Raw genomic sequence first — 26,659 nt, 5'->3', positions numbered from 1 at the left:
TTCCGGAGCTGGCGAGCACCGCATGGTGGTGTTCGTGCCTCCTCCGCCCTGGCTGCCCCTGCCAGGGCAGCGCGGCATTCCGGACTGCTGAGCTCGCACCGGCCCGGCGGTGGGTCACCGCGGCAGCGTTCGGCAGTCCCGAACGGTTCGGCGAGTGGCCGGCTGCGGCGGGTTCAGGAGTGGTCCGGTGCGCACGTGCTGGCAGACCGCGGGCGCTGTTCTCGATGTTCACTGCTTCGGCCTGACCCGGCCTGGTTCCCCGCGTGGTCGGGCGAGTGAGGCGTGCGCATCAGCCGCGGGCACGGCAGCGCCGGTGCTGCGCCGGGACCCGATAAAATGGGTTCAGCTGTGAGCAATCGATTTTTTCCGAGTTCAGGAGGTTCGGTGTCCGGTTCCGAAGACAGGCGCAGCGGCGCTCGCCATGGGGCCGGTGCCGGCCGTAATCAGGACCAGAACCGCGGCCACGATCCGAAGAAGCCGCAACACTCCAGGGGTGGTAAGCCGGGTCCCCGCGACAAGCAGGAGCCCCGCGACAAGCAGGGGCCGCGCGGCAAGCAGGAGCCCCGCGACAAGCAGGGCGGCAAACCGGGCTTCGCGGGTTCCGGTGGTGGCGCGGGGCGACCCCCGAAACGCGATGGGAAGAAGGGGTTCGACAAGCCGAGGGGCGAGCACGGCCCGAAGGGCGCTCAGGGACCGAAGGGCGGACGCGGCCCGAAGAGCCCCGCGGGAACCAAGGCAGGTTCCAAGAACGCCCCCGGATCGAAGCCGCCCCAACGGCAGAACCGGGAGTCGCAGAAGCAGCGCACTGACAAGTCCCGCTCGGCTCCGGCACGGACCGAGGCGTCCAAGACGACCGGTTCCGGCCCGGTCGAGCCGACGCTGCCGGAAGAGATCGATCCTGCTGAGGTGCAGGACGAGGTGCGCCGCGAGCTGCGCCCGCTGCCGAAGCACGTGGCCGACAACGTGGCCGCCCACCTGCTCGCCACGGGCTACCTGCTCGACAGCGATCCGCAGCAGGCCCTGGAGCACGCGCGGTACGCGCGCAAGCGCGCCTCCCGCATCCCCTCGGTGCGCGAGGCCGCCGGCGTCGCCGCTTACAACGCTTCCGAGTGGAACGAAGCGCTCAACGAGCTCCGCACCGCCCGCCGGCTCTCCGGCGGACCGGGGCACGTGGCCCTGATGGCCGACGCGGAGCGCGCGATGGGCCGCCCCGAGCGGGCGATCGAGCTCAGCCGCAGTCCGGAAGCCGCGGAACTGGGGCGGGCCGAGGCGATCGAACTGCGGATCGTCGCCGCGGGGGCGCGGCGCGATCTCGGCGAGATCGACGCCTCGGTGGTCAGCCTGCAGATCCCGGAGCTGGACCCGCAGCGCCAGGACCCGTGGAGCGCGCGCCTGTTCTACGCCTACGCCGACAACCTGCTGGCGGCGGGCCGCGTGCAGGAGTCCTTCACCTGGTTCGTGCACGCGGCGCACGCCGACGACGAGGAGGACACCGACGCTCCTGGGCGCCTCGACGAGCTGGTGGAGCGGCTGGGTGGTCCGGAAGTCGCCAACGAGCTCGTCAACCAGGCCATCGAGGGCTCGGGCTCCGATGCCGGCGGTGCTGAGGACGACGGCCCTGAGGACCACGGCACTGATGACCACGGGGACGGGGCCGGGGCGTCCGGGACGCACGCGGGCGCGGAGCGCTCCGATTCCCCCGGCGCCGGCGGAGCCGCAGCGTCCGAGGGGGAGTCCGCCCTCGCCGAGGACGGGTCGGAGGAGTGACGGAGAGCGTGCTGTCCGGGCACGACGCCGTGCTGCTCGACCTGGACGGAACCGTGTACCGCGGCGGTGTTCTGGTGGAGCGCGCCGCGGAGGCGATCCGCGAGGTGCAGCGGCGCGGGGTCGCGCTCCGGTACGTCACGAACAACGCGTCGAAGTCCGACGAGGACGTGGCACACCAGCTCGGTGAGCTGGGCCTGGCGGTGCGCAGCGTCGAGGTGAGCACCAGTCCGCAGGCGGCGGCAGCGGTGCTCGCCGAGCTCCTGCCCGCGAGCTCGGCCGTGCTCGTGCTGGGGTCGGCGGCCCTCGAGTCCGAAGTGGACAAGGCAGGGCTGCACCCGGTCCGCAGGCACGCCGAGGACCCGGTCGCGGTGGTGCAGGGGTTGTCCCAGGAGATCACCTGGTCGGATCTGGCCGAGGCCGCGCTGGCGTTGCACGAGGGCGCACTGTGGATCGCGACCAACATGGACGCGACGTTGCCGACGGAACGCGGCGAGCTGCCCGGCAACGGTTCCCTGGTCGCCGCACTGCAGGCCACCAGCGGTCGGAACCCCCGCGTGGCGGGGAAACCGGAACGCCCGCTGCTGGACACCGCGGCGCGCTCCGCCGGTGCGCGATCGCCGCTGTTCGTCGGGGACCGCCTGGACACCGACATCGCCGGGGCCGTGCGTGCCGGCATGCCCGGCATGCTCGTGCTCACCGGCGTCAGCCGCCCGGCTGACCTGCTCGCCGCCGGCCCGGAACAGCGACCCGCGTACCTCGCCGCGGACCTGTCCGGGCTGCACGAACCGCCCGAGCGGGTGCGCATCGCCGCGGATCCGGCGTGGCCGTGTCGCGTGTCCGGGGACGTGGTCGAGCTGGCCTCGGCCCCCGAGGACTCCGAGCCCCCCGAGGTCCCGGAGGGATCCGGGGGAGGTGCGGAGCAGCTCGCCGCGCTGCGGTCGCTGTGCGCGGCCCGGTGGAGCGCCGGGAGCGGTCCGGTTGCGGTGCGGGCGCGGGACGCGGGCGCCCGCGAGGTGCTCGCGCGGTTGGGGCTCTCGGGGACCCCGGAGGGACCGTGATGCGGTGCGTTTCGCGGAGACGGCGTTCGACCGGACGTGCCCGCGGGCGTGATGTCCTCGGGCCGGACGATTCCGCTAGCGTGGACGCATGACAGGTCCACAGGATCCGGACCCCGAGGTCCCGGCGGCCGCGTCCTCGGCGGACGGCGACGAGGAGGCGGTGATCGCGGCCATCCACACGGCCCTCGCGGAGCTCGACGCTGCGCGCGAGCGGCCGGTGGCCGAGCACGTGCGCCGTTTCGAAGCGGTGCACAACGCGTTGACGGACGCGTTGAGCACCGCGGACACGTACTTGTCGGGGACGAGCGACAGGAGCTGACACCGGTGCCGCGCAGGGCTCGTTTGGACGCTGAGCTGGTTCGTCGCGGACTGGCGCGTTCGCGCGAACACGCGAACGACCTCGTCTCCGCCGGGCGCGTCACGGTGCGGGGCATGGTGGCGCGGAAGGCGGCGACGGCGGTCGAGCGGGACGCCCCGGTCGTCGTCGCCGAGGACGACGACCCCCGGTGGGCTTCGCGCGGCGCGCACAAACTCCTCGGCGCGCTCGAGGCCTTCGAACCCCGGGGGCTGTCGGTGGCCGGGCGCCGCTGCCTCGACGCCGGCGCTTCCACCGGCGGCTTCACCGACGTGCTGCTGCGGCGCGGGGCGGGCAGCGTCGTCACCGTGGACGTCGGCTACGGCCAGCTGGACTGGAAGCTGCGCACGGACGAACGCGTGCAGGTGCACGAGCGCACGAACGTGCGGTTCCTCGAACCGGGGACGATCGGCGAGCCGGTGGACCTGATCGTGGCCGATCTCTCGTTCATCTCGCTGCGGCTGGTGCTGCCGGCGCTGACGAGCTGCGCCCGTGGGGGCGCCGATCTCCTGCCGATGATCAAGCCGCAGTTCGAGGTGGGCAGGGAGCGCCTCGGCTCCGGCGGCGTGGTGCGGGACGACGAGCTGCGCGCCGAGGCGGTACTGGACGTCGTCCGGTTCGCCGAGGAGCACGGCTGGGGCCTGCGCGGCGTCGCCGCCAGCCCGCTGCCCGGGCCGTCCGGCAACGTCGAGTTCTTCGCCTGGCTGCGGGCGGCGGACAGCGGCGTCGACGCGGCCTCGGCGGTGCGCGAGGCGGTGCGCCGCGGCCCGCAGAACGTCGATGCAAGCGCGCACCGGCAAGGGAGTGCCACGTGACCCGCGAAGTGCTGCTGGTGGTGCACTCCGGCAAGCAGTACAACCTGCGCACGGCGGAGAAGGTCGCCGGGCAGCTCATCGGCGCCGGGATGCGCGTGCGGGTGCTGGCCGAGGAGGCGCCGCTGCTGAACTCGGAGTGCTACGACAAGGTCGTCGCACCGGGCAGGGACGCCGCTGTCGGCACCGAGCTGGTCCTCGTGCTCGGCGGCGACGGCACGCTGCTGCGCGCCGCGGACCTGGCCTACGGCAGCGGCGTGCCCGTGTTCGGCGTGAACCTCGGCCGGGTGGGCTTCCTCGCCGGTGCCGATTCCGATGCGCTGGACGAGGCGGTCCGCGCGGTCGTCGAGGGCCGCTACACCGTCGAGGAGCGGATGACCGTGGAGGTCACCGCGAGCCTGGACAGCCACGTGCTGTGCCGCACGTGGGCCCTGAACGAGGCGAGCGTGGAGAAGTCGAGCCGGGAGCGCGTGCTCGACGTCGTCGTCGAGGTGGACGGGCACCCCGTCTCCGCGTTCGGCTGCGACGGCGTGCTGTGCTCCACCCCCACGGGGTCCACGGCCTACGCGTTCTCGGCGGGCGGCCCCGTGGTGTGGCCGGAGGTGCACGCGTTGCTGGTGGTGCCGAGCAACGCGCACGCGCTGTTCGCGCGCCCGCTGGTGATCGCCCAGGACTCGCTGGTGGCGCTGGAGGTCGACCACAACGGCCACGACGCGGTGCTGTCCTGCGACGGGCAGCGCCACGTCGACCTGCCGCCCGGTTCGCGGGTGGAGGTGGTCGCCGGGGGCGAGCCGCTGCGCCTGGTGCGGTTGCACGACACCGCCTTCACCGACCGGCTGGTGCGCAAGTTCGAGCTGCCGGTCCAGGGCTGGCGCGGCCCCGCCGCGGCACCGGAACGCCCGTGACCGGCAGCGGCGGAGTCGCGCGGTCTGCGGGCGGCCGGGTGGCGCCGCTCGGGTGGTCGGCGGCCGCGGGCCTGGCACCGCGCCGAGGCGGATCATCACCCGCTAGGGTGCGTGCTGTGTTGGCGGAGATGCGCATCCAGGGATTGGGCGTCATCGACGACGCCACGCTCGAGCTGCACCCGGGCCTGACCGTCGTGACCGGTGAGACCGGGGCCGGCAAGACGATGGTGGTCACAGGGCTGCACCTGCTCGGCGGCGGGCGCGCGGACTCCTCGCGCGTGCGGGCCGGTGCGAAGCGGGCCGTGGTGGAGGGCCGGTTCGAGGGTGACGCTGCGGCGCACGCGGTCAAGGCCGGGGCCGACGCGGGCGCGGAGACCGACGAGGACGGCAGTCTCATCGCCGTGCGCAGCGTGTCCGGTGACGGGCGCTCGCGGGCCCACCTCGGGGGGCGGTCGGTGCCGAACACCGTGCTGGCCGAGGTGGCCGACCAGGTGCTCGCGGTGCACGGGCAGAACGATCAGCTGCGGCTGCTGCGCTCCGGCGAGCAGCGCGCGGTGCTCGACCGCTTCGCCGGTGAGGAGATCCGCGAGCCACTGGCGGAGTACCGGCGCGTGCGGGAGCAGTGGGCCGCGACGATCCGCGAACTCACCGAGCGCACGGAGCGCTCCCGCGAGATGGCCCGGGAGGCCGACCTGCTGCGGCACGGCCTGTCCGAGATCGAGTCGGTGGCGCCCGAACCGGGCGAGGACGGCGAGCTGGTGGCCGAGGCGCGGCGGCTCTCCGACGCGGACCAGCTGCGGGAGCAAGCCGCGGTGGCGCAGACCGCCCTGTCCGGAGCGGCCGACGGGGATCCCGACCTGCCCGGGGCCCTCGGCCTGCTGGGGCAGGTGCGGCGGGCGCTCGGGGGTGTCGAGGACCAGCAGCTGCGGGACCTGGAGCCCCGGGTGGCCGAGGCCGCGACGGTGCTCGCCGACGTCGACGCGGAGCTCAGCGCCTACCTGCAGCGGTTGGACGCCGATCCGGACCGCCTGGAGCAGGTGCTGGCCCGCCAGGCCGAGCTCAAGCAGCTGACGCGCAAGTACGCCGCTGATGTGGACGGTGTGCTCAGCTGGGCCGAGCAGGCGCGGGAGCGCCTCGCCGGCCTGGACACCTCGGAGGAGGCGCTGGCCGAACTGGCGCGCCGGCGCGACGAGCTGGCCGGCGAGCTGGTCGGGCACGCGCGGGCGGTGACCGAGATCCGCCGCAGCAGCGCCGAACGGCTCGCCACGGCGGTGACCGAGGAGTTGCAGGGCCTGGCCATGGCGCAGGCGCGGCTGGAGGTCGCGGTGCGGCCGCGGACGGCCGAGACCGGCGACGAGCACGCGCTGACCGTCGATGACGCGGTGCTGCACGCGGGCAGGGACGGGGTGGACGACGTCGAGCTCCGGCTGCTGCCGCACTCCGGGGCGGCCTCGGCACCGCTGCACAAGGGGGCATCGGGAGGTGAGCTCTCCCGCGTGATGCTTGCGCTGGAGGTGGTGCTCGCCGACGCCGACACGGTGCCCACCCTCGTGTTCGACGAGGTCGACGCCGGCGTCGGTGGCCGCGCCGCGGTGGAGATCGGTCGGCGGCTGGCCCGGCTCGCCGCCAGTCACCAGGTGGTGGTGGTCACGCATCTGCCGCAGGTCGCCGCCTACGCCGACCGCCACCTCGTGGTCGACAAGGGCGATGGTGACGAAGGGCTCACCCGCAGCGACGTGCGCACGGTGGCCGATGACGAACGCGTGGCCGAGCTGGCGCGCATGCTCGCCGGGCTGGACTCCACCGAGACGGGGCGGGCCCACGCCGAGGAGCTGCTGCACACCGCCGAGCGGGACAAGGCCCACTACCGCCGGGGGCGTTCCCGCGAGCGCGGGTCGTGATCGCGGTTCGGTGGTCCGCCGCTGGGCAGGGCGGGTCCGCCGCCCGGCCGCGGGGGAATCGGCCGGGAGGTGTACGCGGCCTGCACCAGGCGGTGCGTTCGGGTGAACTCGTGCGATAGGCTGGAATTCCGTGGGAGCGACGGGCCCGGCCAAGCAGCCGCAACCGTCACAGTGCAGAGAGATCCTTCGAACCGGGCGGGACGACAGCCCGGCGACGGCTTAACCACGGGGAGCTTTTTGGTGCCGCACGCACGCGCGATCAAGCATGTTTTCGTGACCGGGGGCGTTGCCTCTTCGCTGGGCAAAGGTCTGACCGCGGCGAGCCTGGGTGAGTTGCTGACGGCTCGTGGCCTGCGGGTGACGATGCAGAAACTGGACCCGTACCTCAACGTCGACCCTGGGACGATGAACCCGTTCCAGCACGGCGAGGTGTTCGTCACCGAGGACGGGGCGGAGACCGATCTCGACATCGGCCACTACGAGCGGTTCCTGGACCGGGCGCTGACGCGCAACGCCAACGTCACGACCGGGCAGGTGTACTCGTCGGTGATCGCCAAGGAGCGCCGCGGCGAGTACTTGGGGGACACGGTGCAGGTGATCCCGCACATCACCGACCAGATCAAGTCGCGCGTCATGGCGATGGGCGAGCCGGACGACAGCGGGCGAGCGCCGGACGTGGTGATCACCGAGGTGGGCGGCACCGTCGGTGACATCGAGTCGCTCCCGTTCATGGAGGCCTGTCGCCAGATCCGCCACGAGGTGGGGCGGGACAACTGCTTCTTCCTGCACGTCTCGCTGGTGCCCTACCTGGCCCCGTCGGGCGAGCTGAAGACGAAGCCGACGCAGCACTCGGTGGCCTCGCTGCGCAACATCGGCATCCAGCCGGACGCGCTGGTCTGCCGCGCCGACCGCGATCTGCCTGAGGACCTCAAGGACAAGATCGCGCTCATGTGCGATCTGGACACCGACGGCGTGGTCGCCTGCCCGGACGCCCCGTCGATCTACGACATCCCGCGGGTGCTGCACGCCGAGGGGCTGGACGCCTACCTGGTGCGCCGGCTCGGCATGCCGTTCCGCGACGTCGACTGGTCGGTGTGGACGGACCTGCTGGACAGCGTGCACAACCCGTCCGAGCGCGTGCGGATCGCGCTCGTCGGCAAGTACGTCGACCTGCCCGACGCGTACCTGTCGGTGACCGAAGCGTTGCGCGCGGGCGGTTTCCACCACCGGGCCAAAGTGGAGATCTCCTGGGTGCCGTCCGACTCGTGCGAGACCGAGTCGGGCGCGGCGCAGGCGCTGGCCGGCATGGACGGCGTGCTCGTGCCCGGTGGCTTCGGCGTCCGCGGCATCGAGGGCAAGCTCGGCGCGCTCCGGTACGCCCGCACGAACGGCATCCCCACGCTGGGGTTGTGCCTGGGACTGCAGTGCATGGTCATCGAGGCGGCGCGGTCGCTGGCCGGGCTGGAGCGGGCGAACTCGGCGGAGTTCGAGGAGCCCTGCCAGCACCCGGTGATCAGCACCATGGCCGACCAGCGCGACGTGCTCAGCGGGGACCGCGACATGGGCGGCACGATGCGGCTCGGGTCCTACCCGGCGCGGCTGGAGCCCGGTTCGCTGGTGGGCGAGGCCTACGGCGAGTCCGACATCGCCGAGCGGCACCGGCACCGCTACGAGGTCAACAACAACTACCGGGAGGACCTGCGCAAGGCCGGGTTGCTGTGCTCGGGGACCTCGCCGGACGGGCGGCTCGTCGAGTTCGTCGAGCTCGAGCGCGAGCAGCACCCGTTCTTCGTCGGCACCCAGGCCCACCCCGAGCTGAAGAGCCGGCCGACCCGGCCGCACCCGCTGTTCGCCGCGTTCGTGCGCGCCGCGCTGGACTACCGCGCGGCCGAGCGGCTGCCGGTGGACCTGCCCGAGGCGCCGCGCACGTCGGGCGCCTCCTGACCTGGCCGCGCCGCCGGTGCGGGCCCTGCGGCGCTGATCGGTACTAGGCTGGGCCGCGTGCACGCGGACAACACCGAAGCCGACAACACCGGAACCGACAGCACCCGAACCGACAGGGCGGGGGCCGGCGCCGCACCGGGCGGCGTGGGGCGCACCAACGGCGCGCACGACTTCACCGTGGCCGGCAGCGAGGACATCTACGTCGGCACCATCCTGGCCCTGCGGGCCGACGAGGTGGACATGCCCGGCGGTCGCCGCGCGCGGCGCGAGGTCGTCGAGCACTACGGGGCCGTGGCGGTGCTGGCCCTCGACGAGGACGAGCGGGTCACGCTGATCCACCAGTACCGCTACCCCCTGGGACGGCGGCTGTGGGAGCTGCCGGCCGGGCTGCTCGACGTCGACGCGGAGAGCTCGGTGGAGGCGGCGCGCCGCGAGCTGGCCGAGGAGGTCGGCCTGGACGCCGACGAGTGGTCGGTGCTGGTGGACGTGGCCTCCTCGCCCGGTTTCACCGATGAGAGCGTGCGGGTGTTCCTGGCGCGGCAGCTGCGCGCGGTGGACCTCCCGCCGGCCGCGGCCGACGAGGAGGCCGACCTGACGGTCACGTCGGTGCCGCTCGACGAGGCCGTGGCCATGGTCTTCGACGGGGAGATCGTCAACGCCCCCGCCGTGTCCGGGCTGCTGGCGGCGCGGGCCGTGCGGGACGGGGTCCACCGGCCGCGGCCGGCGGACGCCTCGTGGCAGGACCGGCCGCGCCGGTTCGCCCAGCGGGGCGGTGCGGCCGGGCACGAGCGCGCGGAGTGAACCGTGCCGGAGCAGGAGGAGCTGCCGGAGGCGGTGCGCGCGGCCATCACCCGGTATCTCGAGCACCTGACGGTCGAGCGCGGCGCGGCGCGCAGCACGCTCGAGGCCTACCGGCGGGATCTGCGGCGTTACGCCGCGTTCCTGGCCGAACGCGGCGTCACCGACCTCGCGTCCGTCACGGCGCAGCACCTGGCCGACTTCCAGGCCGACCTGTCCCACCCGAGCGGTGACCGCCGTCCGCTGGCGCGGTCCTCGGTGGCGCGCACGCTCGTCGCGACCCGCGGGCTGCACCGCTTCGCGCAGGCGGAGGGGATGCTGGCCGCGGACGTGGCGCGCGAGGTGGCGCCGGTGGCCCCACCGCGGTCGCTGCCGCGCGCGCTGGCGGTCGACGAGGTCGCGCGGCTGCTGGAGCACGCCACCGGGCAGCGCCCGCACGAGCTGCGCGACCGGGCCCTGCTGGAGCTGCTGTACTCCACGGGTGCGCGCATCTCCGAAGCCGTGGGGCTGGACGTGGACGACCTGGACGTGGGCGAGCGCACGGTGATCCTCACCGGCAAGGGCGGGCACCAGCGCCTGGTGCCGGTGGGGAGGCCCGCCCTGGAGGCGCTGGACGCCTACTTCGTCCGCGCTCGTCCGGTTCTGGCCGCGCGGGGGCGCGGGAGTTCCGCCGTGTTCCTCAATTCCCGCGGATCGCGCCTGTCGCGGCAGAGCGCGTGGCACGCCCTGAAGGCCGCGGCCGAGCGCGCCGGGATCACCAGCGAGGTCTCGCCGCACGTGCTGCGGCACTCCTTCGCGACGCACCTGCTGGAAGGGGGTGCCGACGTGCGGGTCGTCCAGGAGCTGCTCGGCCACGCCTCGGTGGCGACGACGCAGGTGTACACCATGGTCACGGTGACCACGCTGCGCGAGGTCTACGCGACGTCGCACCCGCGCGCCCGAGGCTAGCGGGCGGGCGAATCGGGCCGCTGTGCCGGACGGTTGTTCGGCACACCACGGCGAGGCGCGTTGCCGCAGGTCGTGAACGCCACCTAGGCTGCATTGTGATCGCCACCGGCTAACGAAGGAGTCAGGATCGCCATGTCGCAACCGCAGCCCTCCGCCGATGGGCGGTCGCGGGGCGCGGTCGACCTGAGCATCGCCCCGGATTCGACCGGAACGGGATCGAGTTCCGAGGAGGAGGTCGACCTCGCGCCCGGGGCGGCCCGCGGGCTCGGGCCCACCGGACGACCCCGTCGCCAGATCCCCGAACCGCCGATGCTGGAGGGGCACGGCCCTGCGTCCATCGTGGCCATGTGCAACCAGAAGGGCGGTGTGGGCAAGACCACTTCGACGATCAACCTGGGGGCGGCGCTGGCCGAGTACGGCCGCCGCGTGCTGCTGGTGGACTTCGATCCGCAGGGTGCGCTGTCGGTGGGGCTGGGGGTTCAGCCGCACCAGCTGGACCGCACGATCCACAACGTGATCATGGAGAGCTCGGCGAAGCTCGAGGAGATCGTCCAGCAGACCTCGGTCGACGGCATGGATCTGCTGCCGAGCAACATCGACCTGTCCGCGGCCGAGGTGCAGCTCGTCGCCGAGGTGGGGCGGGAGCAGGCGTTGCAGCGGGCGCTGCGCAGCGCCGCCAAGGAGTACGACTACGTCCTCGTCGACTGCCAGCCGTCGCTGGGGCTGCTGACGGTCAACGCGCTGGCGGCGGCCCACAGCGTGATCATCCCGCTGGAGTGCGAGTTCTTCAGCCTCCGCGGCGTCGCGCTGCTCATCGACACGATCGAGAAGGTGCGCGACCGGCTGAACCCGGACCTGGAGATCTCCGGGATCCTCGCCACGATGTTCGATCCGCGCACACTGCACTCGCGGGAAGTTATGCAGCGGGTCGTGGAGGCGTTCGGCGACATCGTCTTCGACAGCGTGATCAACCGGACCGTGCGGTTCCCGGAGACGACGGTGGCGGGCGAGCCGATCACCCGATGGGCTCCCCGTTCGGCCGGGGCGAAGTCGTACCGCTCGCTCGCGCGGGAGGTCATCGCGCGCTGAGGCGCCCGTTCTGCCTGCTCGGAGGGGGTGCGGGCGGCAGGGGGAGCAGGGCGCCGACCGGCAACGGGCGGTCCGGCCGGTGCGGCCGCGGAGTATCATCGCCGGGTCCGGTGCGCACGCCCCTCCCGCGCCGCAGCCCGGCGGGGAGGGGCGGCCGAGGGGCCGGGACGCGGACCGGTGTCCTCCTGGCCCGCGGCACCGCCGGAGAACACCGTCGTACAGGGGGCCGCCGCGTGACCGATTCCGAGCTGTCCGAACTCGCCGCGGGCGAGCCGGAGGCGGACGAGTCCGGCTCGGGCGGGCGGTTCACCGTGCGGCTCGACAACTTCGAAGGGCCGTTCGACCTGCTGCTGCAGCTCATCTCGCAGCACGAGATGGACGTCACCGAGGTGGCGCTGCACCGGGTCACCGACGAGTTCCTCGCCTACACCAAAGCTCTCGGGCAGCAGTGGGACTTGGACGAGACCACCGAGTTCCTCGTCGTCGCGGCGACGTTGCTCGACCTCAAGGCGGCGCGGCTGCTGCCCGCGGCCGAGGTGGAGGACGAGGAGGACCTGGCGCTGCTGGAGGCGCGGGACCTGCTGTTCGCGCGGCTGCTGCAGTACCGTGCGTACAAGCAGGTCGCCGAGCTGTTCAGCGAGTTGGAAGCGGGTGCGCTGCGGCGCTACCCGCGCGCGGTCTCGCTGGAGGACCGGTTCGCCAACCTGCTGCCGAAGGTGCGGTTGGGCGTCGGCCCGGAGCGGTTCGCGGAGATCGCCGCCTCGGTGTTCCGGCCGCAACCGCCACCGGCCGTGTCGCTGGAGCACCTGCACCAGCACCAGGTCTCCGTGCGGGAGCACGTCGCGCTGCTGCGGGTGCGCCTGGCCGAGCGCGGCGAGGCGACCTTCGCCGGTCTGGTCTCCGACTGCGGCCACACCATCGAGGTCGTCGCGCGCTTCCTGGCGCTGCTGGAGCTGTACCGCGAGCAGGTGATCCTGTTCGAGCAGGAAGCACCGCTGGCCACGTTGTCGATCCGGTGGGCGGGCGGCAGCCTGCAGGAGGCGCGGGCGCAGGCGGACGCGGAACTGGCGCGACAGGACGACGAGGAGTACGGGTGAGCAGCCAGCCCCACGGGCACGACGAGAGCGGCGCACCACCGCCCGCGCCGGCGGAGGGCGCGGTGCAGCGGACGGAACCGTCCACAGCGGATCCAGATGAATCCACTGTGGACACGTATGGTCCCGGGGTTCCTCCGGTGGGAGGCGCGGCCGATGCCACCTCTCCCGCCGAGGACGCCGGAGGCGGCGAGGACGTCGGGCGCACCGGAGACGCCGGGGGCTCCGGCAGCACCGCAGGTGCGGAGAGCACCGGCACCGGTGCGGCTTCCGCGGGCACCACCGGGACGTGGCCCACCGAGGACGGTGGCACCGAGGGCGGTGGCGGTGGGCCCGCCGCGGCGCACCGGGCCGTGGAGAGCGCTCCCGAACCGCCGGCCCTGGACACCGACGAGGACCTGGACTGCGCGCTGGAAGCGCTGCTGCTCGTCGTCGACGCCCCCGCCGGCGAGCAGCTGCTCGCCGAGACCCTGCAGCAGCCGGTGGCCCGGGTGCGCACGGCCCTGCACCGGCTGTCCGACGGGTACGCGGCCGCGAACCGGGGGATCGACCTGCGGCACGTCGGCGACGGCTGGCGGATGTACACGCGCGAGCGCTACGCGCCGTACGTCGAGCGCTACCTGCTCGACGGTCAGCGCAGCAAGCTCACGCGCGCCGCGATGGAGACGCTCGCCGTGGTCGCCTACCGCCAGCCCGTGACCCGCTCCCGCGTGGCAGCGGTACGCGGTGTGAACGTCGATGGCGTTATCCGTACCCTGGTGGGTCGAGGCCTGGTCGAAGAGGCCGGGACCGATCAGGAAACCGGTGGCCTCCTGTACTGCACGACGGAGCTGTTCCTGGAGCGGCTCGGCTTGTCGTCGCTGAAGGAGCTGCCGCCACTGGCCCCCTTGTTGCCCGAAGTGGATGCGATTGATGACGTCTAAGGACCCTTCCGTTTCTGCCGACGCCGAAGGCGTTCGGCTGCAGAAAGCGCTGTCGAACGCCGGTGTGGCCTCCCGCCGGGAAACCGAGCAGATGATCGTCGAGGGCCGTATCCAGGTCAACGGGGAGGCCGTCACCGAGCTGGGACGGCGAGTCGACCCGAGCACGGCCACCGTGCACGTCGACGGCGCGCGGGTGTTCCTCACCAACGACGTGCGGGTGCTCATGCTGAACAAGCCGCGCGGCATCCTCTGCACGATGTCCGACGACCAGGGCCGCCCGTGCCTCGGCGACTACCTGAGCAAGAAGGACGGCAAGCTGTTCCACGTGGGGCGCCTGGACCAGGACACCGAGGGCATGCTGCTGCTGACCAACGACGGTGAACTGGCCAACCGGGTGATGCACCCCTCCTACGAGGTCCCCAAGACCTACCTGGCCGAGGTGCAGGGCACCGTGCCGAAGGACATGGCCAGGACGCTGCGCGAGGGGGTGGAGCTCGAGGACGGCCTGGTGCGCGTGTCGCGCTTCAAGCTCGTCGACCAGGTGCCGAAGCGGGCCATGGTCGAGCTCGTGCTGCACGAGGGCCGCAAGCGCATCGTGCGCCGCATGCTCAAGCACGTGGGGCTGCCCGTGCAGCGGCTGGTGCGCACCGCGATCGGCAACGTGCGGCTCACCGACGAGCGCCCCGGCGCGATCCGGCCGCTCAACCAGCGTGAGATGGGAGCGCTGTACAAGTCCGTCGGGCTGTGACACCGGCCTCCGCGCCGCCGGCGCACGCGCGGGGCGAGCGGCGCCGTCGATGCCGAGGCACGTGGGGATCACCACTGCCCGGCAGGCAGAATGGACCCCGGTGGGACCGCCAGTTCAGGGAGGGACAAGCGACGGTGGCACAGCTACGCGGTGTGGTGGCGCTCGACGGGCCTTCGGGTACCGGCAAGTCCACGGTGGCTCGACGGCTCGCGACCGAGCTGGGGGCGAAGTACCTCGACACCGGCGCGATGTACCGGGCGGCGACGTTGGCGGTCCTGCGCGCGGAGGTCGACCCGGCCGACGCGGTCGAGGTCGAACGCGTCGTGCGCACCGCCCTGCTGAGCGTGCGGACCGAGCCGGACCGGCCCGCGGTGCTGCTCGACGGGGCCGAGGTGGAGGCGGAGATCCGCGGCGCCGAGGTGACCGGGGCGGTCTCGGCCGTGTCGGCGATCCCCGCGGTGCGTGAGGTGCTCGTGGAGCAGCAGCGCGCCGAGGTGCGCGGGGCCCTCGACGGCCCCGGCGGCATCGTCGTCGAGGGCCGCGACATCGGCACGGCCGTCGTCCCCGACGCGCGGTTGAAGGTCTTCCTCACGGCCAGCACCGACGCGCGGGCGCAGCGCCGCACCGCCCAGGACGCCGCAGCCGGCCGCAGCGGCGACGTGCCCAGCACCGCCGAGCAGGTGCGGCGCCGGGACCAGCGCGACGCGGGCCGGAGCGCCTCGCCGATGCGGCAGGCCACCGACGCCGTGGAACTGGACACCACCGAGCTCGGTGTGGCCGAGGTGCTCACCCGGCTGCACGAACTCGTCGAAGCGCGGGGGTTGCTCGGGGACTGCGCCCCGTCGGCCTCGGAACGGACGGCCGGGTGAGGAAGGAAGACCAGCAGCACCTGCCGGAAGGCGCGCGGCTCGCGCTGCACCGCGGCGGACGGCGCTTCGCGCGGATGCTCGGCTCCGCCTACCGGCTGCGCGTGCACCGGGCCGACCGGGTTCCGCGTTCCGGTCCCGTGGTGCTCGTGGCGAACCACTCGGCCCTGGTCGACGGGCCGCTGCTGTTCGGGGTGCTGCCCCGCGACGTGGTCTTCCTCATCAAGGCGGAGATGTTCCGCGGTCCGGTCGGGTGGTTCCTGCGGCGGATCGGGCAGCTGGCGGTGCGCCGCGGCGAGCCCGACCGGACCCCGCTGCTCGCGGCGGTTCGCGTGCTGCGCCACGGTGGGACCGTGGCCGTGTTCCCGGAGGGAACCCGCGGCACGGGTGAAGTGGACAACGCGCAGAACGGCGCCGCGTGGCTCGCCCGCACCGCGCAGGCGCCGGTGCTCCCGGTGGCGTGCCGGGGCACCGCGCGGCCGGGCCGGTGGCCGCGGTTGCGGCCCCGGGTCGACGTGCTCTTCGGCGAACCCGTCGAGCTGCCGAGCGAGAAGGGGCGCGTCGGCCTGCGTGCGGCGACCGACCGGGTGCGCTCGGAGTTGGTGGACCTGGTGGTCGCGCTCGACGAGCTGGTCGCCGACCAGAACAACGATCAGCGGAGAGGGAAACAAGCGTGACCGACGAGTCGCTAGACGGCACGTGGTCGGACGAGTCCGACTGGGCGGTGGCCGATGCTTTCGAACCGGCCGAGGGCGAGCCGTCCGTCCCGGCCCAGCCGGTGGTGGCCGTGGTGGGGCGGCCCAACGTGGGCAAGTCGACCCTGGTGAACCGGCTGATCGGCCGGCGCGAGGCGGTCGTGCAGGACACCCCGGGCGTGACCCGGGACCGCGTGGCCTACGACGCGCTGTGGAACGACCGGTGGTTCACGATCGTGGACACCGGCGGGTGGGACCCGCAGGCTTCCGGGCGGCAGGCCGCCATCACGCAGCAGGCCGAACTGGCCGTGGCCGCGGCGGACGCCATCGTGTTCGCCGTCGACGCCCAAGTGGGCATCACCGAGGGCGAGCAGGCCGTGGCCCGCGTGCTGCGCCGCTCGCGCAAGCCGGTGCTGCTCGCGGCGAACAAGGTCGACGACCAGCGCACCGCGAACGAGGTGCACGAGCTGTGGTCGCTGGGGCTCGGCGAGCCGCGGCCCGTCAGCGGTCTGCACGGGCGCGGCTCCGGTGACCTGCTGGACGCGGTGCTCGAGGCGCTGCCGGAAACACCCCGCGACCGGGGGCGCAGCGCCGGCCCGCGGCGCGTCGCCCTGGTCGGCAAGCCCAACGTGGGCAAGTCCAGCCTGCTCAACCGGCTCACCGGTGAGGAGCGCGCGGTGGTCGACGAGGTCGGCGGAACGACGGTCGACCCGGTGGACTCGCTCGTGGAGCTCGGCGGCGAGACCTGGCGGTTCGTGGACACCGCGGGCCTGCGCAAGCGCGTGAAGACCGCCCGCGGCACCGAGTACTACGCCTCGCTGCGCACGCGCCACGCGATCGAGGCCGCCGAGGTGGCCATCGTGCTCATCGACGGTTCCGAGCCGCTGAGCGAGCAGGACCTGCGCGTGATCAGCATGGTCGAGGACGCCGGGCGCGCCCTGGTCATCGCCTACAACAAGTGGGACCTCGTCGACAACGAGCGGCGTCGCCGGCTGGAGAAGGAGATCGACCGGGACCTGGTGCGGGTGCGCTGGGCCGAGCGGGTCAACGTCTCCGCGCACACCGGACGCGCGGTGTCCAAGATGGCGCCGACGCTGCGCCGCGCGCTGGAGTCGTGGGACCAGCGCGTGTCCACCGGCCAGCTCAACGCCTGGATCAGCGAGCTCGTGGCGGCGAAGCCGCCGCCGGTGCGCGGTGGCAAGCAGCCGAAGATCCTGTTCGCCACGCAGGCGCAGGCGCAGCCGCCGACCGTGGTGGTGTTCAGCACGGGGCGGTTGGAACCGGGTTACCGTCGGTTCCTGGAACGCAGCTTCCGCGAGCGGTTCGGCTTCGTCGGCAGCCCGGTGCGGCTGTCCGTCCGCGTGCGGGAGAGCAGCAAGAGCCGGTGACGGAGGTGGCAACGGTGCGCGTGCTGGGTGATGGCGGTCTTCCCGCGCTCGGGCAGGGCACGTGGGGCATGGGCGAGCGCGCGGCGCGCCGCTCGGACGAGGTGGCGGCGCTGCGGCACGGCCTGGACCTCGGGCTGCGGCTGATCGACACCGCGGAGATGTACGGCAACGGCGGTGCCGAGGAAGTCCTCGGCACCGCCCTGGACGGCCGCCGGGACGAGGCGTTCGTGGTCAGCAAGGTCTACCCGCACAACGCCACGGCGAAGGGCACCGTCGAGGCCTGCGAGCGCAGCCTGCGGCGGCTCGGCACCGACCGGATCGACCTGTACCTGCTGCACTGGCGCGGCGGCACGCCGCTGCAGGAGACGCTGGAGGCGTTCGACCAGCTCCGCGCCGACGGCAAGATCCGCGCGTTCGGGGTGAGCAACTTCGACCCCGACGACGTGGCGGAGCTGTGGCAGCACGAGCTGGGCCGCCAGGTGGCCGCGAACCAGGTGCTGTACAACCTCACGCGCCGCGGCATCGAGCACGACCTGCTGCCGTGGTGCCGCGAGCACTCCCTGCCGGTCATGGCGTACTCGCCGATCGAGCAGGGACGCGTGCTCGGATCCGCGGCGCTGCAGCGCGTCGCCGAGCGGCACGGGGCCTCTCCGGCCCAGATCGCCCTGGCCTGGGTGCTTTCCGGCGACGGGGTGTGCGCCATCCCCAAGGCGGCGACGCCGGAGCACGTGGCCGAGAACGTGCGCGCGCTGGGGATCGAACTGTCCACAGCGGACGTGGCCGAGCTCGACGAGGCCTTCCCCGCACCGGCCGGGCCGGTGCCGCTGGAGATCCTCTGACTCGGGCCGACGGGACTTCGTTGGAGGTTTGTTGCTGCCCGGTTCCCATGCGGGGTGGGCGGTCGGAGCAGCTGGGAGCTGCCGTGTCGAGATGAGGAGCTTGCAGCTACTCCGCAACGCAGTCGTCCGATGACCCACCAAAGACGTCTTGGTGCTCAGCCCGGCCCCAGCGACCGGTGCAGGAAGTCCACCTGCATGAGCAGCAGCTGCTCCAGGGTGGACTCGTCGGTCGGCATGTGCGTCACCCCGGGCAGCGGCAGCAGGGCGTGCGGACGCGCCGCCGCCGTCAGCGCGCGCGACAGGCGCAGCGCGTGCGCGAAGGCCACGTTGTCGTCGACCGTGCCGTGCACGATCAGCGTCGGCCGGGTGAGCTCGCCGGCCTCCCGCAGCAGCGAGTTCGCCTCGTACACCTCCGGGTGCTCCCGCGGGTCGCCGAGGTAGCGCTCGGTGTAGTGCGTGTCGTAGAGGCACCAGTCGGCCACGCCGGCCCCGATCACCGCCGCGTGGAACACGTCCGGCCGCCGCAGCACGCCGAGCGCGGCGAGGTAGCCGCCGAACGACCAGCCGCGGACGGCCACGCGCGCCAGGTCGAGCTCGGGGTGCTGCTCGGCCGCCGCGTGCAGCGCGTCGACCTGGTCCTGCAGCGGCGGGCCGGCGAGGTCGCCGGAGACGGCGCGGTCCCACGCGGGGCCGCGCCCGCCCGTGCCGCGCCCGTCGGTGACGAGCACCGCGAACCCCTGGTCGGCGAACCACTGCGAGGTGAAGTAGCCCTGCTGCTGGGCCAGCACCCGTTGCGCCTGCGGGCCGCCGTAGGGGTCGACCAGCACGGGCAGCGGCCCCTCGGCGCGGTCCTGCCCGCTCGGCAGCAGCAGTGCGCTGCGCAGGTCCCGCGCACCGAGCCGCAGCAGGTTCACCCGCAGGTCCATCCGCGGGGCGTCGGCGTGGTTGGCCAGCGTGGCCACCTCCGCTGCGCCGCGGTACGCGGTCGTGGTGGTGCGCGGCGCGTCGATGCCGCTGCGCGCGATGACGGTGACGTCACCGGCCCGCGTGCCGCCGTGCACCCCCGGCTCGCGGGTGAGCCGTTCCGGGCCGTCGGCGGTGACCCGGTACAGGTGCACTTCGGCCGGGTCGTCCTCGGATCCGGCGACGAGCACGTCCTCGTCCACGTCGATGATGCGGTGCACCTGCAGTGGTGCCGCGGTCCAGGCCTCGTCGCCGACCACGAGGCGGTAGCAGTCACCGTCGGCGGCGATGCGCACGAGCCGGCCGTCGGGGGTCCACGCGGGCCAACCGATCTTGATCTCGACCCAGTGCTCGTCCGTGTCCCGGTGGATTTCGCGGGTCTGCCCGGTGTGCGGGTCGAGGGCGAGCACGAGCTGGGTGCGCTGGTCGCGCGTCTGCACCGCCAGCAGCGGGGGGCCGTGCGGGGACCAGTGCGCGGCGACCAGGTACGGGAAGTTCACCCGGTCCCAGCGGACGTCGACGTGCCGTCCGTCCAGCCACAGCACCGCGGCGCGCACGTCGGCGTTGGCCGTGCCCGCGGCCGGGTAGCGCACTTCGCGGGGCGGTGCGGCCGGTTCGGTCGGGTCGGCCAGGTACCACTGGTCCACCGGGGTCTCGTCCACGCGGGTGGCGAGGATCGCCTCGCCGTCCGGGGACCACCAGTACCCGCGGGAGCGGCGCATCTCCTCGGCCGCGATGAACTCCGCGTAGCCCCACGTCGCCGCGTCCTCGGCGGGGGAGAGCGCGCGGTCGACCGATCCGTCCACTGTGGCCACGTGCAGGCGTCCGCCGCTGAGGTAGGCGAGGCGGCTCCCGTCCGGGGACGGACGCGGGTCGGCCGCGTCGGTCGAACGCACGACCGGACGGGTGCTCCCGCTCGGCAGCTGCGTGGCGAAGACGTCGCCGGAGAGGGCGAACACGGCGAGGCCGCCGCGGGAATCGGTGGCGTAGCCGGTGATTCCGGTGGCCCGTTCGCGTGCGCGCTCCCGCCGCGCCTTCTCGGCCTCGGTGGGTTCGTCGTCCCCCTGCAGCGCCGCCGGGTCGGCGAGGACCCGTTCCGCGCCGGTGTCCAGGTCCAGGGCCCACAGCGCATTGCTCCGATCGGTGGGGCCGTGCGAGCGCAGGAAGACCACGAGGTCCGCGGCGGGGCAGACCGTGCTGGTGCGCGGGGCTCCCAGCGTGAAGCCTTGGGTCCGCGCGCTGTGACGGGGAAACGACTCGGACGCCATACCGAAAGCCTGCCAGGTCCGCTCCCCGCACCGACACGCAGGTGTTCACTCGTCCGCGTCGCAGTCCGGGTGCTGCGCGCGTCGTGCACGGGGCGTCACGATCGGTGCGGAACAATCACGCGCGGTGTGTGCAGCGGACCGGAGGCGAGCGGTTGTCCGCCGGGGCGGGCGAGCGGTGCTGCGAGCGGCTCGGCACCGACTGCCGCGGCGCGGGCGTGCGCGCTCCGCGCGCGCAGGGGAGGGTGGGGCCGAGCGGCGCGGCGACCGCGCCGGGAGCCGTCCGGCCGGGGTGGTGCGGATGCTCGCCCTGGTGCTTCCACTGGTGCTGGTGAGCGCGGCGATGACCGGGGACTCGAACGCGACCTACCACAACGCCGGGGAGACCCCGGGGGCCGATCCGTTCGTGCTGCACGATCCCGCCAGCGGCTACTACTACGCCTACTCCACGACGGGAGCCGACCCCGGCCACCACTTCGCCGTCCACCGCTCGCCGGACATGGCGACGTGGCAGCGGCTGCCCGGCGGGGCCCTGCCGGCGGACGCGCAGCAGTGGGGCCGCGACTGGTTCTGGGCGCCGGAGGTCTACCACAACACGGGGACGGGCAAGTACTTCCTGTTCTACTCCGCCCGGCTGCGCCGCGACCTCGCGGCCGAGCACTTCCGGTACGCGGACTTCGAGGAACCGAGCAAGCTCGGCGTGGCCGTGGCGGATTCCCCGGCGGGACCGTTCCGACCGCTGGGCGACGGGCCGCTGGACTACCGCCCGTACGACCCGGACTACCACGACGTCAACCTCATCATGGACGAACCCGAGCGCAAGCCGCCCGAGACCCTCGAGGAGGGCCGGACGGCCCCGCTGGGCACCTACGTGCCCACGATCGACCCGACCCTGCTGTTCGACGACGGGCGCATCTACCTGTACTTCTCGCGCAACGCCTACCGCAACTGGGTCTGGGACCACGACCTCGGCAAGTACGTCGAGGAAGCGGGCATCTACGCGGTCGAGCTCGACCCCGCCTTCTGGAACGACCCCACCGGCACCACGCCGCCGCGGATCGCCGACGCCTACCGCGACGCCAACGGCGCGCCGGGCGACCCCGTCCGCAAGGACGGCTTCACCCCGGTCCTCGACTACGGCGGCGACGAGCAGGCCTGGGAGAACGCCCACGTCCACGACTACGCCGACAGCGGCGGGGAGAAGAAGGACCGCCGGTGGGAGGAAGGCCCGAGCGTGGTCAAGGCGCGCACGCGCGAGGGCCGGCCGCTGTACTTCCTGACCTACTCGGCCAACAGCTACGCGGGCCCGCACTACGGCGTCGGCTACGCCGTCGCCGAGCACCCGCTGGGCCCGTGGCGCAAGAGTCCGGACAACCCCGTGCTGCGCACCGATCCGGACATGGGCATGTTCTCCACCGGCCACGGCAGCATCAGCGCGAGCCCCGACGGCACCGAGTTGTTCTACCTCCACCACGGGCGGCCGGACATGGACTCCGAGCGGCGCCTGTACACCGAGCGGATGAGCCTCGATCCGGACCGAGCGCGGCTGGCGATCCACCAGTCCACCTCGGACGAGCCGCTGCCGTCCGGTGTCGCGCCGTTCGCGCTGGGCGCGGACACCGCGGTGGTCGAGCCCGGCGGGGGCGGCGCCACCGTGGGGGTGGAGGTGCGGGCGGCCTCCGGCGCGGCGATGCCGCTGGAGCACCCGGCGAACCGGGTCGTGGCCGAGGTGTCCCCGGCGTCGGTGGCCAGCGTCGAGATGCGCGCGGGCCGCGCCGTGGTGCGCGGCCTGCGCCCAGGCGCGGCGGAGCTGGTGTTGCGCTACCAGCGGCGCACCGCCGACGGGCGGTTCGTCGACGTGGTCAACAGCGCGCCGGAGGCTCCCGGCGGGACGCGGCCGGTGCGGACGACCGTGCTGATCGACAACACCGGTGCGGGCGGCCGGAGCTGAGCCCGCCGCGGAGAGGAGGCGGACGTCGCCGATCCGGGCAGTGGTCTATCACCACAGCAGTTAATATTCGCAAAATCAGTGAGAGTCAGTTCGCGACCGGGCGTGGCGCACGTCGGTCAGCTCGCGCATGCCGGCGATCAGCTCCTCGTCGACCTCCCCGCTGAGCAGGATGTGGTCGAAGCGGCCGACGGGGGCCAGCTGGTGCAGCGCGGCCCGGCCCACCTTGCTGGCGTCCATCATGAGCACGGTCCTCTCGGCCGCGTCGAGCATGGCGCGCTTGATCAGCACGACCTCCTGCTCCTGGTGGAAGGTCATCTGCCCGTTCATCCCCGAGGTGGACTGGAAGGCGATGTCCACCGAGAACGTGTTGACCATCTCCTTGCAGGGCAGCCCCAGGTAGGAGTCGTGCGTGCGGGAGTACTCCCCGCCGAGCCCGATGAGCCGGATGTCGGGCTCCTGCCGCAGCGTCTCCGCCACTTGGCGGTAGTTGCTGACCACGGTGAGCGGGCCGACGTCGGGCAGCAGCCGCGCGAGCGCCAGCGCGGTCGTGGAGTCGTCCAGCAGCACCGACATGCCGGGGCTGACGAACCTGATCGCCTCCCCGGCCAGGGCCTCCTTCTCCCGCGTGCGCGTGTGCAGGCGGAAGTCGGAGCTGCTCTCGAACACCGTGGAGGGCTGGGCCGACACGCCGCCGTGGTACTTGCGCAGCAGTCCGCGCGTGACCAGGTCGTCGATGTCGCGGTGCACGGTCATCAGGCTGACGCCGGTCAGCGTCGAGAGCTCGGTCGCGCTGGCGAACCCCTGCCCCAGCACGTGGTCGACGATGCGCTGCTGGCGGGCGAGGCGCGGTGACTGCTTCTTCGGTCCGGAGCTCATGCTTTCATCTTCTCTCGCACGTCGTGGTCGTCCACGTGCGGGCACGTCGGCGCGTCGTCGCATCCCATGAATTATCAGGAAGGTAGTGACTAATAAACAAGAACATGTTAATTTTCTGGCATCGACGTGATGTGGAGGGACGGCATGGCCCAACCGGACCGGGGGGTCGAGGGCGCGGCGGAGGCCGGTCGGCTCGCGGGGACGGCGGAGGAGTTCCGCGCCGTGGTGTTCGACATGGACGGCGTGCTCGTGGAGAGCGAACACCTCTGGGAGCGCATGTGGGCGCGGTTCGCCGCTGCGCGCGGCAAGGAGTGGACCGCCGAGCAGACCCGCCAGGTGCAGGGGATGAGCGCGCCCGAGTGGGCGGCGTTCCTGACCGAGTTCAGCGGCGCCGGCGACAGCCCGGTCGACACCGAGCGCGCGGTCGTCGACGACATGATCGCCGCGCTCGACGGCGGGGAGGTCGAGCCGCTCGCCGGAGCGGCCCGCATGGTCGCCGAGGTGTCCGAGGTCGCGCCCATCGCCCTGGCCTCCTCGGCGCCGCGGCGGCTCATCGACGCGGTCCTGGTGCGCAACGGGCTCGAGGAGTGCTTCAGCGCCACCGTCTCCAGCGCGGAGGTGGCGCGCGGCAAGCCGAACCCCGACGTGTACCTGGCTGCCGCCGAACGGCTGGGCGGGTTTCCCGAGCGGTGCCTGGCGGTGGAGGATTCCAGCAACGGCCTGCGCGCGGCGGCCGCGGCCGGGATGACCGTGGTGGCCCACCCCAACCGGGACTACCCGCCGGCGGAGGACGCGCTGGCCGGGTCCGCCTACACCGCGGGCTCGCTCGACGAGGTGCGGCACTACCTGGTGGGGGCGCTGGCGCAGCCCACCCGCGGCTGACCGCACCCGGGCGCGGCGGCACGTACGAGACGAAGGAGTCGGCATGAGTGAACTTCTCGCCGCGGGCGACCACTTCGTGTCCCCGGGGGTGTTCCTCGACGCGATCGAGCGGGAGCTCGGCCAGCAGGCCCCGCCCGGTCGCGAGCTGCAGCTGCCCTGGCCGGTCGAACCGTTCGGCCCCGTCGGCAACGTGTCCGAGGCCAGCGGGACCGAGCAGCAGCTGCTCGGCGCGCTGGAGGGCGTCGAGGTCGTCGCGACCCAGATGGCGCCCTTCACCGGGGAGGTGCTGCGGGCGTGCCCGCAGCTGAAGTTCCTCGGGGTCTGCCGCGGTGGTCCCGTGAACGTCGACCTGGACACCGCGACCGAACGCGGCGTGGTCGTCAGCTACGCCCCCGGGCGCAACGCGGCGGCCGCAGCCGAGTTCGCCGTCGGCATGATCCTGGCCGCGCTGCGGCACATCCCGCGCTCCGACGCCGAGCTCAAGGCCGGCAACTGGCGCGGCGACTACTACGCCTACGACAACGCGGGCATCGAGCTGGCCGGCAGCACCGTCGGCCTGGTCGGCTACGGTGCGATCGGGCGGATCGTGGCGCGGGCGCTGCGCGCCTTCGACGCCGAGGTCCTCGTGCACGACCCGTTCGTCAGCGACGCGGACGCGGCCGCCGACGGCGTGCGGGCGGTCTCCCTGGAAACGCTGCTGCGCAGCAGTTCCGTGGTGAGCCTGCACGCGCGGCTGACCCCGGAGACGGAGCACCTGCTCAACGCGGACAACCTCGAGCTGCTGCCGGAGGGGGCGGTGCTGGTCAACTCCGCGCGGGGCGGGCTGCTCGACTACGCGCCGCTGCCGGAGATGCTGCGGTCCGGGCACCTGGGGGCGCTGGCCGTGGACGTCTACGACATCGAACCGCCTCCGCGCGAGTGGCCGCTGTTCGACGCGCCGAACGTGATCACCACCCCCCACCTCGCCGGGGCCACGCGGCAGACGGCGCACCGCGCCGCCGAGATCGTCGCCGCCGACGTGGCCCGCTTCGTGCAGGGGCAGCGGCCGCGGTTCGTGGCCAACCCCGGGGTCCTCGAGCGGATCGGGGACGAGCGGGCATGATCATCGGGGTGGACGTGGGGACGTCGGTGACCAAGGCGTCCCTGCTGGGCAGAGACGGCTACGCGCGGGTGACGCGCAGCGTGCGCAGCACGGTGCACCGGTTGTCCGGTGGGCGGGTCGAGCAGGACCTCGACGAGGTCGTGCGCTCGGTCGTCGACGTCGTCCGCGAGGTCAGCACCGCGGCGGCCGAGATCGGCGAGACCGTGGAGGCGCTCGCCCTGACGGGGCAGGGGGACGGCCTGTGGTTGCGCGACCGCGACGGCGAGGCCGTCGGACCTGCGATCTCGTGGATGGACGGCCGCGCCGCCGACGTGCTCGACCACTGGCACGCCTCCGGCGTCACGCAGCAGGTGTTCGCCCGCACCGGCTCGGGCATGTTCCCCGGGGCCCACGGTCCGCTGCTGGCGCACCTGGCCGAGACCGAACCGGAGCGGCTCGACCGCGCGGCCGTGGCCGGCTACTGCGTGGACGCGATCGTGCAGCGGTTCACCGGGTCCGTCACGGTCGACGCCTCCGACGCGTCGATGCCGTTCCTCGACGTGGCCGCGCGCACCTACTCGGACCAGGCCCTGGCCGCCTGCGGGATCGAGCAGTACCGCCACCTGCTCGCCGACCCCGCGCCCGCCGGCACGCTGCACGCGCTCAACGCCGAGACCGCGCGGCTGCTCGCCCTGCCGGCGGGCCTGCCCGTCTCGGCCGGACCGTTCGACCTGCCCGCCTGCGCGTTCGGTGCCGGGATCAGCGGTTTCGGCGACGGAACGCTGGTCATCGGCACCACTCTCGGTTGCCAGGTGCTGCGCGACGAGGTCGTCATCGATCCGCGCGGCGAGCCCGCCGGCATGTACCTGGCGACGCCGTGGCCCGCGCAGTACCTGCGGGTGATGCCCGCGATGGTCGGCACGGCCAACCTCGACTGGGTGCTGCGCACGGTCAACTCCACCGTGGACCGCCTGGACGAGATGCTGGCGGCGAGCTCGCCCGGGGCGGGCGGGGTCTCGGCCCTGTCGTTCCTGTCGACCTCCGGTGAGCGCGCGCCCTTCGTGGAGCCGCACGCCCGCGGGCAGTTCACCGGTCTGTCGCTGGACACGACACCGGCTGATCTCGTGCGGGCGATCTGCGAGGCCGTGGCCTACGCCGCGCGGCACAACCTGGAGTCCGCCGGTCTGCACGGCACCGTCTCCGCCTGCGGCGGCGGGGCGCGGTCGAGCGGCTGGAGCCAGATCTTCGCCGACGTGCTGGGCCAGCCGCTGCACGTGCCGGACGAGGAAGGCGTCGGGGCGCGGGGTGCGGCGCTGGCCGCGTGGGAAGCCCTCGGCGAGCCGATCGACCGGCAGGAGTGGGCCGCGGCGCGGCACGAGATCGCACCGAACCCCGAGGCCGCCGAGTTCTACGAGCGGGGCTACCGCGAGTACCTGGCGAGCCTGGAGCGCGCTCGGCCGCTGTGGCAGGCCGCAGCTCCCAGCACGTGCCTGGGGACTCCCGTGTAGCAG

Annotated in this window: 23 protein-coding genes; 21 read left to right on the top strand and 2 right to left on the bottom strand. The window is 73.3% G+C overall.

The window, feature by feature from the left end; all coding sequences use genetic code 11:
* Positions 1-384 precede the first annotated feature (384 nt).
* The 17 genes from ACYVJE_RS21385 to ACYVJE_RS21305 all read left to right on the top strand — a co-directional run bounded on the left by ACYVJE_RS21385 (position 385) and on the right by ACYVJE_RS21305 (position 18,130).
* Positions 385-1,767, top strand: a complete 1,383-nt coding sequence (locus ACYVJE_RS21385) for a tetratricopeptide repeat protein (RefSeq protein ID WP_461145861.1) — start codon at positions 385-387, stop codon at positions 1,765-1,767.
* Positions 1,764-2,825 carry an HAD-IIA family hydrolase gene (locus ACYVJE_RS21380; protein WP_461145860.1) on the top strand — a complete coding sequence of 354 codons (1,062 nt, stop codon included), beginning with the start codon at positions 1,764-1,766 and terminating at the stop codon, positions 2,823-2,825. Before ACYVJE_RS21385 ends, ACYVJE_RS21380 begins: the two co-directional genes overlap by 4 nt.
* 88 nt (positions 2,826-2,913) lie before the next feature.
* A complete protein-coding gene (locus tag ACYVJE_RS21375) occupies positions 2,914-3,144 on the top strand; it encodes a hypothetical protein (protein WP_459155941.1) in 231 nt (76 codons plus the stop codon).
* 5 nt (positions 3,145-3,149) lie between these two features.
* Positions 3,150-3,995, top strand: a complete 846-nt coding sequence (locus ACYVJE_RS21370) for a TlyA family RNA methyltransferase (protein WP_459155940.1) — start codon at positions 3,150-3,152, stop codon at positions 3,993-3,995.
* A complete protein-coding gene (locus ACYVJE_RS21365; protein WP_459155939.1) occupies positions 3,992-4,897 on the top strand; it encodes an NAD kinase in 906 nt (301 codons plus the stop codon). Before ACYVJE_RS21370 ends, ACYVJE_RS21365 begins: the two co-directional genes overlap by 4 nt.
* A 116-nt stretch (positions 4,898-5,013) precedes the next feature.
* Entirely contained in the window at positions 5,014-6,798 is a 1,785-nt protein-coding gene (recN, locus tag ACYVJE_RS21360) for a DNA repair protein RecN (RefSeq protein WP_461145859.1), read from the top strand.
* A 240-nt stretch (positions 6,799-7,038) separates the two neighbouring features.
* Positions 7,039-8,742, top strand: coding sequence for a CTP synthase (locus ACYVJE_RS21355; protein WP_459155937.1), 1,704 nt, complete (start codon positions 7,039-7,041; stop codon positions 8,740-8,742).
* A gap of 144 nt (positions 8,743-8,886) precedes the next feature.
* Positions 8,887-9,543, top strand: coding sequence for an NUDIX domain-containing protein (locus ACYVJE_RS21350; protein WP_459160006.1), 657 nt, complete (start codon positions 8,887-8,889; stop codon positions 9,541-9,543).
* Positions 9,544-9,546: 3 nt separating this feature from the next.
* Positions 9,547-10,488 carry a site-specific tyrosine recombinase XerD gene (xerD, locus tag ACYVJE_RS21345; RefSeq protein WP_461145858.1) on the top strand — a complete coding sequence of 314 codons (942 nt, stop codon included), beginning with the start codon at positions 9,547-9,549 and terminating at the stop codon, positions 10,486-10,488.
* Positions 10,489-10,620: 132 nt separating this feature from the next.
* The gene (locus ACYVJE_RS21340; RefSeq protein WP_459155935.1) at positions 10,621-11,577 is read left to right on the top strand and encodes a ParA family protein; all 957 of its coding nucleotides are present in this window, start codon (positions 10,621-10,623) and stop codon (positions 11,575-11,577) included.
* 248 nt (positions 11,578-11,825) lie between these two features.
* A complete protein-coding gene (locus ACYVJE_RS21335) occupies positions 11,826-12,674 on the top strand; it encodes a segregation and condensation protein A (protein ID WP_459160005.1) in 849 nt (282 codons plus the stop codon).
* A 107-nt stretch (positions 12,675-12,781) separates the two neighbouring features.
* Positions 12,782-13,594 (top strand): SMC-Scp complex subunit ScpB, encoded by an 813-nt coding sequence (gene scpB, locus ACYVJE_RS21330; RefSeq protein ID WP_461145863.1) that lies wholly within the window; start codon positions 12,782-12,784, stop codon positions 13,592-13,594.
* Complete coding sequence (locus tag ACYVJE_RS21325) at positions 13,584-14,342, top strand: pseudouridine synthase (RefSeq protein ID WP_461145857.1); 759 nt, start codon at positions 13,584-13,586, stop codon at positions 14,340-14,342. The genes scpB and ACYVJE_RS21325 overlap by 11 nt, the downstream gene beginning before the upstream one ends.
* A 134-nt stretch (positions 14,343-14,476) precedes the next feature.
* Entirely contained in the window at positions 14,477-15,211 is a 735-nt protein-coding gene (gene cmk / locus ACYVJE_RS21320; protein WP_461145856.1) for a (d)CMP kinase, read from the top strand.
* A complete protein-coding gene (locus tag ACYVJE_RS21315) occupies positions 15,208-15,885 on the top strand; it encodes a lysophospholipid acyltransferase family protein (RefSeq protein ID WP_461145855.1) in 678 nt (225 codons plus the stop codon). Before cmk ends, ACYVJE_RS21315 begins: the two co-directional genes overlap by 4 nt.
* Positions 15,882-17,291 (top strand): ribosome biogenesis GTPase Der, encoded by a 1,410-nt coding sequence (der, locus tag ACYVJE_RS21310; protein ID WP_461145854.1) that lies wholly within the window; start codon positions 15,882-15,884, stop codon positions 17,289-17,291. Before ACYVJE_RS21315 ends, der begins: the two co-directional genes overlap by 4 nt.
* Positions 17,288-18,130: an aldo/keto reductase gene (locus tag ACYVJE_RS21305; protein ID WP_461145853.1), complete on the top strand. Its 843-nt coding sequence runs from the start codon at positions 17,288-17,290 to the stop codon at positions 18,128-18,130. Before der ends, ACYVJE_RS21305 begins: the two co-directional genes overlap by 4 nt.
* A gap of 155 nt (positions 18,131-18,285) precedes the next feature.
* On the opposite strand, the gene ACYVJE_RS21300 is transcribed toward ACYVJE_RS21305, so the two are convergent.
* Positions 18,286-20,361 carry a S9 family peptidase gene (locus ACYVJE_RS21300; RefSeq protein WP_461145852.1) on the bottom strand — a complete coding sequence of 692 codons (2,076 nt, stop codon included), beginning with the start codon at positions 20,359-20,361 and terminating at the stop codon, positions 18,286-18,288.
* A gap of 298 nt (positions 20,362-20,659) precedes the next feature.
* Here ACYVJE_RS21300 and ACYVJE_RS21295 point away from each other — a divergent pair, with 298 nt between their 5' ends.
* Positions 20,660-22,309: a family 43 glycosylhydrolase gene (locus tag ACYVJE_RS21295; protein WP_461145851.1), complete on the top strand. Its 1,650-nt coding sequence runs from the start codon at positions 20,660-20,662 to the stop codon at positions 22,307-22,309.
* A gap of 75 nt (positions 22,310-22,384) precedes the next feature.
* Here the strand turns inward: ACYVJE_RS21295 and ACYVJE_RS21290 are convergent, their stop codons facing one another.
* Positions 22,385-23,185 carry a DeoR/GlpR family DNA-binding transcription regulator gene (locus tag ACYVJE_RS21290; RefSeq protein WP_461145850.1) on the bottom strand — a complete coding sequence of 267 codons (801 nt, stop codon included), beginning with the start codon at positions 23,183-23,185 and terminating at the stop codon, positions 22,385-22,387.
* 144 nt (positions 23,186-23,329) lie between these two features.
* Between ACYVJE_RS21290 and ACYVJE_RS21285 the strand changes: the two genes are divergently transcribed.
* The 3 genes from ACYVJE_RS21285 to ACYVJE_RS21275 are packed head-to-tail and all read left to right on the top strand — an operon-like array spanning position 23,330 to position 26,656.
* The gene (locus ACYVJE_RS21285) at positions 23,330-24,067 is read left to right on the top strand and encodes an HAD family hydrolase (protein ID WP_461145849.1); all 738 of its coding nucleotides are present in this window, start codon (positions 23,330-23,332) and stop codon (positions 24,065-24,067) included.
* A gap of 43 nt (positions 24,068-24,110) precedes the next feature.
* Positions 24,111-25,169 carry a 2-hydroxyacid dehydrogenase gene (locus ACYVJE_RS21280; RefSeq protein ID WP_461145848.1) on the top strand — a complete coding sequence of 353 codons (1,059 nt, stop codon included), beginning with the start codon at positions 24,111-24,113 and terminating at the stop codon, positions 25,167-25,169.
* Positions 25,166-26,656, top strand: a complete 1,491-nt coding sequence (locus ACYVJE_RS21275) for an FGGY family carbohydrate kinase (protein ID WP_461145847.1) — start codon at positions 25,166-25,168, stop codon at positions 26,654-26,656. The genes ACYVJE_RS21280 and ACYVJE_RS21275 overlap by 4 nt, the downstream gene beginning before the upstream one ends.
* Positions 26,657-26,659 lie beyond the last annotated feature (3 nt).

It is taken from the genome of Salinifilum aidingensis, assembly GCF_054782015.1.
This window is presented reverse-complemented; position numbering and strand designations above follow the sequence as displayed.